Origin of the sequence: Absicoccus intestinalis, from assembly GCF_033971885.1 — a bacterium.
Classification (GTDB): Bacteria; Bacillota_I; Bacilli_A; order Erysipelotrichales; family Erysipelotrichaceae; genus Absicoccus; species Absicoccus intestinalis.
The window spans coordinates 131,871-143,541 of record NZ_JALBUS010000004.1; the positions used below are offsets into that span (position 1 = coordinate 131,871).

The following is an 11,671-nucleotide window of genomic DNA, read 5'->3' on the forward strand; positions in this document are numbered from 1 at the left end:
GCAACTTGTATTTACATTATAACCTAGTGTTGCAGAATGTCAACATTAATTGTTGCTTTTTTGCAATATATTATTTTATACTCATAATAGGAGACCAATTATGAAAACTATACAAGAAAAAATAAAAGAGAGAAGAACTCAATTAGGATTATCACTGGAAGATGTCGCACAGGCTCTCGGTGTTAACAAATCTACAGTAATGAGATATGAATCTAAAAGTATTGAAAAAATGCCAATCAACATCATTCCCCCTTTAGCAAAGATATTACAATGTAGTCCAGAATATTTAATGGGATGGGAAGAAACAATAGACAAAGAATCTAGCGCTTATCAGGTATCTACCCAAACATTACCTATACTCGGATCTGTCGCGTGTGGTGAACCGATATACTGTGAAGAAAATCGTGAATCATATGTATTAAAAGGAACGGAAATTAAAGCTGATTTCTGCCTTAGAGCACAAGGTGACAGTATGATCAATGCCAGAATTAATGATGGTGATATTGTATTTATACGTAAGCAGGACATCGTCAACAATGGTGAGATAGCTGTTGTTATCATTGATGACAGTGCCACCTTAAAAAGGTTTTATTACTACAAAGAAAAGAATATGGTCATTCTAAAGCCAGAAAACCCAAAATACGAAGATATCATATTGACCGGGGAGGCATTGGATAATGTTAGAGTACTGGGCAAAGCAGTGGCATTCCAAAGTGATGTGGAATAGGAAATAAAACATATGAAATTTGAGTGAGAACAAATATGACCTTAAACGAAAGAATTGGCTATGAATTACGAAGTCAAAGATTATTAAGAAGAATGACGATTCAACAAGTTGCCAATAGATTAGGCAAAAGTAAAAATACTGTCTCATATTATGAACTTGGAAAAATCAAAATTACTATTAATGATTTAATTGATTATTGTAATGTCGTCGGATGTGACTATATTGAAGTATTAAAAAAAGCTAATGGTGAATGGGATAACACCATTCACCAAGATATAAAAGAATAAGAGCATATAATTTAACATCAAATCCAATAACTAATAGCCCTTAATCAATAATCAATATAATCACTAATTAGACATTATGTATGTCATTGAATGCAAAAAAACTTGCCTGTAACTTGCTAAATCATAAAAATTTATCACACGTTTTAAAAAAAATGCTATATGTATCGCTTTTTTAATCTGAAATTAACTTGCTTTTAATTTGCTATTTGATAAAAATATTCTCGATTAAAACAGATAAATCAACTGAAATTCATTATATTCAGTCCAGACATTAAAACAATAAAAAAATGGAGTGATAGTTTTATTACTATCACTCTGGAAAAGATGTAATCTTTTTGTTCTTCATGCATATTATATCTTTTCAAACTAATCGATTCAATTTAATTTTATATTACTAATTTGTATCGGCACCAAAATCATATCACAGAAACGGGCAACTTTTTGGGCAATTCTTATTAAAAACAATAGTAAAAAAGACGAAACCGACACAATAAAGCCCTTTATATAAAGTCAATTAAAGCTTCTTATTGAGTCCGCGTATCGGCACCAGTTCTTTATATAAAAAGGGTTTCAGAGACCATTGGGCAACTCTAGAAACCTTTTTTTGTTTGAGTTTGTATTGACTCAAAGTAAAAATAGCCACTTCTAGGCATTATTAATGATAACTATAGAAAATAAGAGAAGACCAATATCATCCCCTTATAAGATATATTTAATTTTAAAATTCTTGACATCCATCCTTAAAAACTCTTTTTTGTTCAATTTGACATATTTGTCTAAACTTATTTTTCAACACCAACGTCTTGTGCTATTTTAAAGCTATCTAACACAATTAAAGGGAGGATACTATGTCCAATATCTATGAGATGTTTGGTGATTATATGTATAAAGAAACGTTTCGCAATCCGAAACGAGCTCAAAAAATCTTATGTCTAGCCTATGAAGCTTTTGGTCTCAAATCCAAAGTCTTTCCCAATAAAAATTTATCGAAAGCGAATCAATATCTAGCCAATCTTACAATGGATGCCATTGTGAAACCTTTTTCACACCCAGAAAACTCCGTACTGACCAGTATTTTCTTTCCGAGTGAGATCATTCATGCCTTTGGACTGGATCCTCTATGTGCTGAACAATTTTCTGCTTATATCAACGGTGCCAAAGCCACCCGTGCTTTTCGCGAAATTGCTGAAGGTGCAGGCATTGCCGAAACGTATTGTTCCTATCATAAAATTCTTATGGGTGCATCTGAAGTCGGTGTATTACCGAAACCTACCTGTATTGTAAATACATCGATTATTTGTGATGCCAACAATTTGACTTTTCGCCAAGTGGCACAAGATGAAAAAGTTCCTCATTATTACGTAGATGTGCCCTTTGAAAAATCAGAAACATCCGTGCAGTATGTAACCAAACAATTGGAAGAGCTGATTCCTTGGTTAGAAGAAAAAACAGGTCGTACCTTGGATTGGAATGTTTTAAAACAAAATGTAGAACGGTCCAAAGAAACCATCGATACGATCAAAAAAACGTATCTCTATCGAAAAGATCGGTATCTTGCCAATGACCTAACGAGTGAATTATTCCAGGCATTAGCTATCAACACCACATTAGGTACGCCTGGTGCCTTGAAGTTTGCGAAAATGCTATTGGCCGATTATCAGAATGCACCTCGATCACATGCCCATAAAATCGTTTGGATGCACACCAATCCACAATGGCAACAACCATTAAAAGATATCTTTAATTATTCACAAGATTGGCAAATCATCGCGACAGATATGTGTTTTGCGACCTTAGATATTGAAATCGATCCTGAAAAACCATTAGAATCTCTAGCACGCCGCATGGTTTATAACACCTACAATGGCCATGCCAAAGATCGCATTCAAGCGACAGCCAATATGGTCAAACAACTGGATGCCGATGGTGTCATTTGTTTCTGTCATTGGGGTTGTAAACAAACTTGTGGTGCCAGCGCCATGATCAAAAATGAACTCGAATCCCAAGGAATCCCAACCCTGATCTTAAATGGAGACGGTGTAGATCCGGCCAATTCATCCGATGGCCAGATTCAAACCCGGGTGGAAGCCTTTTTAGAAATGTTGGAGGACCATGCTGCATGATGTACTATACTTGTAAATATACACCCCTAGAAATTTTGGCTGGATTTGATGTGGAAACATGTCGATTGGATCCACATCCAGATACTGTAGATTGTGCCAATGGTTGTGCCCATCCCAATCTTTGTGGATTTGGTAAAGCCCTCATTGAAACGATTCATACACAAAACGTCCGTGAAGTGATCTTAACCGATTGTTGCGATGTGATGCGTCGTATCTATGATGTGTTATTAACTTTTGAAGATCTTGACTTTCTCTATTTTTTGCCTCTACCTCATAAAGGTGGACCACTAGAAGTCAATTTATATGAAGCACGAATCAAAGATTTCATCCAAACCTATGAAGCCTATAGCCATAAAACATTTGATGTAAATAAAGCCATACAAGCCTATCTTCATCAACCCGACTTACCGGATAAGACGGATCCATATATTCGATTGACGGGTGCGCATGGTGGTCATTTGCTGCTCGAAAAAATCAAAGATACATTTCCCAACGTGAATGTCATGGATGATACTTGCAGTGGTAATCGATATGTAGAAAAAGAAGAAGTCGATGCCGATCACTTTATCCATGTGTATGCCAATCATGTTCTTAATCAAAGAAAGCCTTGTATGCGCATGCTTCATACGGAAAATCGAAACAAAGACGAACATCCTATCGGTACTATTTACCATACCATGAAATTCTGTGACTATTATGGATTCGAATATATGAATATGAAAGAAGATGTGAATATGCCTTTATTAAAAATTGAAACCGATGCCACACCACAAAGTAGTGGGCAATTAAAAACGCGTTTGGATGCATTTGCTGAAACCTTAGGCGTGAAAAAACAACAAAGCCGAAAAGTTCATACGGATCAGCCCATCTATATTGCAGGCATCGATTCTGGATCCACCAGTACCGATGCGATCATCATGGATGAAAATGCGAAGATCATTGGTCGATCGATCGTAGCAACGGGAATTGGGGCCACCCAAAGTGCAGATAAAGCCTTACAAATTGCTTTAGAAGATGCGCATCTTTCCAAAGATCAATTAACGAATGTGGTCACAACGGGATATGGTCGAGAAAATATTGGTAATCATGCCGATTCGGTCACCGAAATCACATGCCACGCTAAAGGAGCTCATTATTTACATCCAGAAACCAAGACGATCATTGATATTGGTGGCCAAGATTCAAAAGTCATTCGAATCGATGCGCAAGGAATTGTTGAAAACTTTGTCATGAATGATAAGTGTGCAGCAGGAACTGGACGTTTCTTAGATGCCCAGGCACGGGCTTTAAATATGTCATTGGCAGAATTATCCGAAACTGGTCTTCATTGGAAAAATGATATTACGATTTCCAGTATGTGTACGGTTTTTGCAGAAAGTGAAGTCATTTCCTTAGTGGCAGACAATGTCGCCATCAGTGATATCATTCATGGACTGAATAAATCCGTTGCTTCCAAAACCGCATCGCTTGTCCATCGAATCAAAGGGGAGCCAGAATTTATCATGACAGGTGGTGTCGCTCAAAATGCCGGTGTTGTCCAATGCTTAGAACAAGCCCTAGATGCAAAGATCTATATTGATGATCGCGCTCAATTATGTGGGGCCATCGGTGCTGCTCTCATTGGTTTAGAAGAAATCAGATAGAAAAAGATCAGAGAAAATGGATTCTCTGATCTTTTTTATAGAATTTGAATTAGTCTAGATCTGTCATGGCTTTTTTGCCAGTTAACTTTTCAAAATCACGGACAAAATCTTGAACGGCTCCATCTATGGCCAAATTCTTTACAAACGAATCAATGACGCTTGGTGCTGCCGTCGCACTGCCTACGCCATATTGCGCCAATTCCATAACTTGTTGAGAATTTTTGAAAGAAGCCGCCAATACTTCGCAATCAAATGCACTATTATCTAAAATATCTTGGATCTCTTTGACCACTTCGACCCCATCATATCCCATATTGTCAATACGATTGACATAAGGGGCTACATAACTGGCTCCTGCTTTGGCAGCTAAATACGCTTGCATAGGTGTATAAACAACGGTTCCACAAGTTGGGATCCCTTCTTTTGTCAATTGTTTAATGGCTTTGAACCCCTCTGGAATTGAAGGGATTTTTACTACGGTATTTTTTCCTAACAAATCAACGATCATATGTGCATCCGCCACAATACCATCTGCATCCAACGCAACCGCTTGCGCAAAAAGAATATCGTCTTCCCCAATAAATTCACGAATCTCTTTTAATGTTTTTCGTGGATCCTGATCAACCTTGGAAAGAATCGAAGGATTTGTGGTCACTCCATCAACAGGATAATATTCATATAAACGTTTAATTTCATCCAAATGTGCATCATCAATAAATAATTTCATGTGTATGTCCTCCATCTGTCATAGATATAATATCACTTCATTATCATTATGCAATATCTTTTTATTGTTTTTTATTGTTTATTCCTATTTCAGACACAATAATATCCATGACCACATCCTGTTCATTCACCGGGATGGCTTCCGTCATTAATTGATGAAAACAAATCATCATTTTTATCATGGATTGATGTTCTAAATAACGATCATAGTAGCCGCCACCAAATCCCAAACGCTGCCCCTTTTCATTACAGGTACAACACGGCACGATCGCAAGATCAATTTGCTTGGCAGGTATAGGGTCGATCGTATCGATAGGCTCTAAGATCCCCCATGTTCTTGGTTTGACATCCTCCCAACTCTGAATAGGATAGGCATGCATGATCCCTCCCGACTCACAACGAGGAACCACTACGGTTTTTCCATCTTGCCATGCTTGTTCGATCAAAGAATGCGTATCGACCTCACCATCCATGCTCACAAAAGTAAAAAGAGTTTGGGCTTTTTTATAGGCATCCGATTGCAGGATCAACGATAGAATTTTTTGACTCGCTTCTTTTTGATAGCCTTCGCTTAATTTTTTTCGCTTTTCATAGATGCTTTTGCGCAATTCTTTTTTATTCATAACGTGGATCTGGTTCATCTCCTTGTTTTTCGATATGATCTTCGATCATGCGCAACAAACCCATTTTGATATCCATCAGAGCTTGTTGCTGGGCTGCATCAGCCTGTTCATCCATCACAATAGACAAAATCAATTGACTCACGACCGATGGCTTTTCCTGATCGAATGATGCTTTGGTATATCCATGCAAATCAAGAAATAAATCCACCATTTCCTGGGTAAAACATCCTTGTAGTAATTCTGTATTTGTATATCCCATGATACCTCCTATAGTATATCGAATAGTTCATGAATCGATTCGATGCGGGGAATATCCAACGAACAAGGCCAATCCTTACGAATGACCCAAATGGTTGGAATCCCTAAACGATGTGCCCCAATGATATCGGTAGAGAAAGTATCGCCAACAAAAACCACCTCATTGGTTTCTAATCCTAGTTGTTTGCAAGCTTCCAGATACACTTCTGGAGCTGGCTTTTTACATCCCATTTCACCACTTGTGACAATGGCATCGAAATAACCTTCCAAATGTGCTCTTTGTACCTTATCACGTTGCGCTTCATTGGTACCATTGGTACAAAGTGCCAATTGATATTTTTGATGCAACTTAGCCAGATCCTCTTCGATTCCCTCAAAAGTAATCGTGTGTTTGCTTTGATGGTCATTCCACCAACGATTTAGATCCGAAATAGGTAATGGCAAATGATATTTTTTCTTCAAATTTTCCAAAATAAAACTTTTACGATAATTGCCTTTCATATCCCACAACATCAAATCTTGTAAGACAGTTTCGCGTTGATAGGGATCCGCAAACGTACAATACGTATCTAATAATTCTTCAAATGTTTGATATGTATATAAACAACGATTGCCAATCGTATCATCAAAATCAAATAATATTCCCTTGATCATAGTTCACCTCAAACTTATTTAATCATTTCAATGAAAATAGCGCAAATTTCATTTTACAATACCTAATTCTAACTGGTTTTCCTACTCTTGAAAAGTCAGGATCTTTATTTATACTAAATAGTATGATGGATACATATGTTGCGTTTGATGTTGAAACGCCAAATACACGAAATGATCGAATGAGTGCCATTGGCATTGCCCTGATCAAGAAAAATCAAATTGTCGATACCTTTTATACTTTGATCGATCCCGAAACATATTTTAATTCTTTTCATATGGAATTGACTCATATTGGCCCACAAACGGTGAAGAATGCCCCGAATTTTCAACAAATATGGCCCACTCTAGAAACCTATTTGGATCAAGGAATCCTTCTTGCTCACAATGCAACATTTGATTTACACGTCTTATTGGCATGTCTAAAAACCTATCATATTCCTTGGAAATCCTATATTGATTATGCCGACACGGTCCGCATTGGCAAGGCTTGTTATCCAGAACTCGATGATCATCGTTTGAATACAATGTGTGATGCATTGAATATTCCTTTAGAACATCACAATGCGCTCAGTGATGCCAAAGCCTGTGCTTCTTTATTTACCGACTTTTATGAACGAATCAATACGGATCTTTATATCCGTACCTTTGATGTGGCACACAATAAAACATTAAAACCCTATTAAAAAAGACGGCATTGCCGTCTTTTGTCATTATTGGGTATTATCCCTGGATGGATCGACTTGTAGGATGGGTATTCTGCGATACATGGTTGAAGTCCAAACTACGTAAGTGATCGATCAAGTCGCCAACAGTTTGGTTGGAGGATGTTGTCGGAATGGCCATAACTTCATCGATGGAATTACATTTATACGTTTTATCTGGTGCTATCACTGTTAAGTCCTTAAACACCGTATATTCATTTCCATTATCGTCTTCCAATACCCAGGCACTATTTTGTTTCAATCCATCAAAAAACAAGTCTCGAAACATAAATCTCACCTTCTAAATTATTTGGCTCTGCCATCCTCTACAGAGCCATGTTTGTATCATCTGTGATTATCATATCACAGAATTGCAAAATTTCCACTCTTTTACATAAAATTTTATTTTTTTTCATGAAGGTGAAACTTTTTTCTATTGTGGATATATTAAATGTGTTTCATCAATCCCTTTTAATGTATTTTCTAAAAATCGTTTCGCAACAATTTTTGTCAACGGCAAATTCATATCCAAATAATTTCCACAATCGCGCGGTGCTGCTCCCGGTACATCTCCTTCATATTCAGCCATGAAAGTAAACATTTCCGTAACAAGACCCACTACATCTTTGGATTCTAGATCACCAATCAAGATCATATAAAAACCAGTTCGACACCCCATCGGTCCAAAGTAGATGACTTTCTCTTTCCACACAGGATGATTTCGTAAAAACGTTGCGCCTAAATGTTCCATCGTATGGATTTCCGCTGTGTTGATCACCGGCTCACGATTTGGAGCTGTCATACGAATATCAAAGGTAGTCACCATTTCTTGTCCTACATGATCTTTTCTAGATACATAAATGCCTGGTAATAATTTTAAATGATTGACGGTAAAACTTGCGATTTTTTCCATATTGTCTCCTTTAAAAAAGGGCATCGATGATGCCCTTGGAATTATTCACCTTTTTCTAAAGCTAAGGTACGTGTTGTCAAATCACAAACATCGCTTGGTCCATAGTACTGGATTGCACCTGGATATGTATAAGCCGTTTCAACAGCCCATGCATCACGATGCGCCGCAAAGTAAGTGAATGGCTTACCATCTAATTCAACTAAAGCCTTACGAATAACTGGTTTGTCTTTACCATTACGACGTTCCATATTCATCATCTTCGTGATTGGCATACCACCAGCAACCCATTCTTCAGCTGGTTTTGATAAATTAGAAATCTTTGATAAATAACCATTATATCCATATTGGATCAACATGCAAGCATTATATCCCAATGAATAGCAATAGTCTGCATCAAAGTTTGATGGGAAAGCACAACGACCTTCATATCCAAAGAAATGATGTTGGGTCTTGAAGCTTCCATTGTATGTTCCTGCTTTTCTTCTTTCTTCCAATTTGTCTTTGACTAATTCCGCAAACAATTGTTCCGATTCGATCAATGATACTTGTACGTTACCATGCGGATCACGTTCCAAGAATAATTGTTTTTGAATGCCTTCTGGAAGAATATCAAATACACCAAACGATTCGGCTGTTAAACCATTCTTGATAAATTCATATTTTTCAGCCCAAGTTCCTAAAGCATTGAACGCATCTGCTTTGTCACCAGCTAATAATTCATTAATTTCAGCAATCAAAACTGAGAATTCAGGAACGAATTCAACAATACCTTCTGGAATGATCGCCACACCAAAATTATCACCATTTGCCGCACGAGCCGCTACAGAATCCGCAATCTGATCAGCAATTTGAGAAAGTGACATCTTCTTAGCCGCTACTTCTTCACCAATTAAACAAATATTTGGTTGCGTTTCCAATGCGCATTCCAAAGCAACATGAGAAGCCGAACGACCCATGACTTTGATGAAGTGCCAATATTTCTTGGCTGAATTCGCATCACGTTCGATGTTTCCAATTAATTCACTATATGTCTTTGTAGCTGTATCAAATCCAAAAGAACATTCGATATCTTCGTTTTTCAAGTCACCATCAATCGTTTTCGGACAACCAACAACTTGAACACCGGTATTATGGGCCGCAAAGTATTCCGCCAATACGGCAGCGTTTGTATTTGAATCATCGCCACCAATCATAACGATTGCATTGATTCCATGTTTCTTACAAACTTCAGCAGCTTGTGCAAATTGTTCTTCCGTTTCTAATTTTGTACGACCAGAACCAATGATATCAAATCCACCCGTATTACGGAATTGATCGATGTATTCATCATCAAATACGATATATTTGTCATCCGTCAATCCACTAGGACCACCCTTAAATCCATACAATACATTTTCTTTATTGGTTGCTTTCAAGGCATCATATAAACCACAAACAACATTATGTCCACCAGGTGCTTGACCACCCGATAAGATAACACCAACAACCTGTTTCTTTACAGGTGCTGTATTTGTACCCTTTTCAAAAGTGATTTCTTTTTTACCATACGTGTTTGGGAATAAAGCAGCAATCTTGTCTTGATCAGCTACACTTTGCGTAGGTTCTCCTTCTTTCACTGAAATCTCAGCAATTCCATTACGAAGCATACCTGGTAGTTTAGGTTGATACTTCAATCGTTCCATTTGAAGTGGTGAAATTTTCATAGTATATCTCCTTTTTTATTTCGCCATTATTCTATCATATTCCCTAACATTTGTGCACAAGAGGATTTGTTTTTCCTATATTCATTATGAACTATTCTAAATAGATAAATGAAATATATATTTAATTAATGTAAACATAATTATTATAAATATTTTGCTCTTACTTAAAAAAACCATTACACTTTTATATGTATACATACAGTGTAATAGGAAGGAGAGAGAGAAAAATGAAGATAAGCAACAAATGGAAAATTTGGCTATTTCTTGTTTGTAGTATTGTTCTATTCAAAGGATATACGTACACGATCCAAGCGGCTGAAGCTTCCCCCGATGATTCCTATACAGAAACCACTGGTGTGAACATTCAAAAGCAGGATGAAAACAACCAACCCATACAGGGTGCCCAACTACAAATCATTGATCAAAACAATCAAGTGAAAGAAACATGGACAACCGATGGAACGAATCATGAAACCAGTTTGGAACCTGGCACTTATACGCTCCATGAACAACAAGCACCAACTGGTTATGAAACCAGTAAGGATATTGTCTTTACGGTCACAAAACCGACAACCGATAATCAAAGCGATTTGATTGGTTATCACTATTGGGGCCTTCATACTGATTATTCATATCGCGTTCGAACCAAAGATCAATCACCGGAAGATGGAAAAATCGTTTATTGTCTGAATGAACACCGTACGTATCCATCCAACAATACATATAACGAAAACGATGGTATAGGCGCAGATCTTAAACGATCCGTGGCAATTGATATCACCGATATACAGGCTTTTCAAACCAATATAAAAAGAGTTTTGTATTATGGTTATGGCTCCGATGTACTAGGACTCCAAGCACAATACAAAATGACAAGTAATGCTTTCCGAAAAGTCACCCAAGCTGCGATTTGGTATTATTCCGATGGACAACTCGTCAATATCCCGGATACACCTGGATCACATGGTAGCTATATGATCTATCATTTATTAGTAGAAAGTGATCTTGCTGTACCAAATAACATCCAGTTGAAACTCTATCATCCAGATGATCCACATTATCAAAATCTAGTTGGTTTTGTCCTTTATGAACCTTTGACCATTACAATGATAGATAAAACAAAGACGGTTCCCGTTACCCCAGAAGTACCTCCTACACCAACCAGATCGTACCCTTCACAACCAAAAGTAACCGATGTACGATCGACCCATGGTGTACAAACGGGCGTATCTCAATCGGTTGGATCTTATTTATTTGTATCCATGATCGCATTGTTTGGTTTTGTAGCCATCCTAAAAAAACAAATACGATAA

The 11,671-nt window shown here is 37.2% G+C and carries 13 protein-coding genes; 6 read left to right on the plus strand and 7 right to left on the minus strand.

Features of this window, described 5'->3' with window-relative positions:
* Window positions 1-100 precede the first annotated feature (100 nt).
* The 4 genes from MOZ64_RS03920 (at window position 101) to MOZ64_RS03935 (ending at window position 4,780) form a co-directional block, all read left to right on the plus strand.
* The gene (locus MOZ64_RS03920) at window positions 101-727 is read left to right on the plus strand and encodes a LexA family protein (protein ID WP_320325301.1); all 627 of its coding nucleotides are present in this window, start codon (window positions 101-103) and stop codon (window positions 725-727) included.
* A 35-nt stretch (window positions 728-762) separates the two neighbouring features.
* A complete protein-coding gene (locus MOZ64_RS03925) occupies window positions 763-1,014 on the plus strand; it encodes a helix-turn-helix domain-containing protein (RefSeq protein WP_277661738.1) in 252 nt (83 codons plus the stop codon).
* A gap of 848 nt (window positions 1,015-1,862) precedes the next feature.
* Window positions 1,863-3,137 carry a 2-hydroxyacyl-CoA dehydratase subunit D gene (locus MOZ64_RS03930; RefSeq protein WP_320325302.1) on the plus strand — a complete coding sequence of 425 codons (1,275 nt, stop codon included), beginning with the start codon at window positions 1,863-1,865 and terminating at the stop codon, window positions 3,135-3,137.
* Window positions 3,134-4,780, plus strand: coding sequence for an acyl-CoA dehydratase activase (locus MOZ64_RS03935; protein WP_320325303.1), 1,647 nt, complete (start codon window positions 3,134-3,136; stop codon window positions 4,778-4,780). Before MOZ64_RS03930 ends, MOZ64_RS03935 begins: the two co-directional genes overlap by 4 nt.
* Before the next feature lie 49 nt (window positions 4,781-4,829).
* Here MOZ64_RS03935 and MOZ64_RS03940 read toward each other — a convergent pair whose 3' ends face one another.
* The 4 genes from MOZ64_RS03940 to MOZ64_RS03955 form a co-directional block, all read right to left on the minus strand.
* Window positions 4,830-5,507: a transaldolase family protein gene (locus tag MOZ64_RS03940; RefSeq protein WP_320325304.1), complete on the minus strand. Its 678-nt coding sequence runs from the start codon at window positions 5,505-5,507 to the stop codon at window positions 4,830-4,832.
* Between the two features lie 61 nt (window positions 5,508-5,568).
* Window positions 5,569-6,129, minus strand: a complete 561-nt coding sequence (locus MOZ64_RS03945) for a 5-formyltetrahydrofolate cyclo-ligase (RefSeq protein ID WP_320325305.1) — start codon at window positions 6,127-6,129, stop codon at window positions 5,569-5,571.
* The gene (locus MOZ64_RS03950) at window positions 6,122-6,388 is read right to left on the minus strand and encodes a hypothetical protein (RefSeq protein ID WP_320325306.1); all 267 of its coding nucleotides are present in this window, start codon (window positions 6,386-6,388) and stop codon (window positions 6,122-6,124) included. The genes MOZ64_RS03945 and MOZ64_RS03950 overlap by 8 nt, the downstream gene beginning before the upstream one ends.
* A gap of 8 nt (window positions 6,389-6,396) precedes the next feature.
* Window positions 6,397-7,041, minus strand: a complete 645-nt coding sequence (locus MOZ64_RS03955) for an HAD family hydrolase (RefSeq protein ID WP_320325307.1) — start codon at window positions 7,039-7,041, stop codon at window positions 6,397-6,399.
* A 122-nt stretch (window positions 7,042-7,163) separates the two neighbouring features.
* Between MOZ64_RS03955 and MOZ64_RS03960 the strand changes: the two genes are divergently transcribed.
* Window positions 7,164-7,724, plus strand: coding sequence for a 3'-5' exonuclease (locus MOZ64_RS03960; RefSeq protein WP_320325308.1), 561 nt, complete (start codon window positions 7,164-7,166; stop codon window positions 7,722-7,724).
* A gap of 37 nt (window positions 7,725-7,761) precedes the next feature.
* Here the strand turns inward: MOZ64_RS03960 and MOZ64_RS03965 are convergent, their stop codons facing one another.
* The 3 genes from MOZ64_RS03965 to MOZ64_RS03975 all read right to left on the minus strand — a co-directional run bounded on the left by MOZ64_RS03965 (window position 7,762) and on the right by MOZ64_RS03975 (window position 10,358).
* The gene (locus MOZ64_RS03965) at window positions 7,762-8,031 is read right to left on the minus strand and encodes a hypothetical protein (protein WP_320325309.1); all 270 of its coding nucleotides are present in this window, start codon (window positions 8,029-8,031) and stop codon (window positions 7,762-7,764) included.
* Between the two features lie 144 nt (window positions 8,032-8,175).
* On the minus strand, window positions 8,176-8,655 hold the full coding sequence (locus MOZ64_RS03970) for an S-ribosylhomocysteine lyase (RefSeq protein ID WP_320325310.1): 480 nt from the start codon (window positions 8,653-8,655) through the stop codon (window positions 8,176-8,178).
* 41 nt (window positions 8,656-8,696) lie between these two features.
* Window positions 8,697-10,358 (minus strand): diphosphate--fructose-6-phosphate 1-phosphotransferase, encoded by a 1,662-nt coding sequence (locus MOZ64_RS03975; RefSeq protein WP_320325311.1) that lies wholly within the window; start codon window positions 10,356-10,358, stop codon window positions 8,697-8,699.
* 227 nt (window positions 10,359-10,585) lie between these two features.
* Here MOZ64_RS03975 and MOZ64_RS03980 point away from each other — a divergent pair, with 227 nt between their 5' ends.
* On the plus strand, window positions 10,586-11,671 hold the full coding sequence (locus MOZ64_RS03980) for a SpaA isopeptide-forming pilin-related protein (RefSeq protein ID WP_320325312.1): 1,086 nt from the start codon (window positions 10,586-10,588) through the stop codon (window positions 11,669-11,671).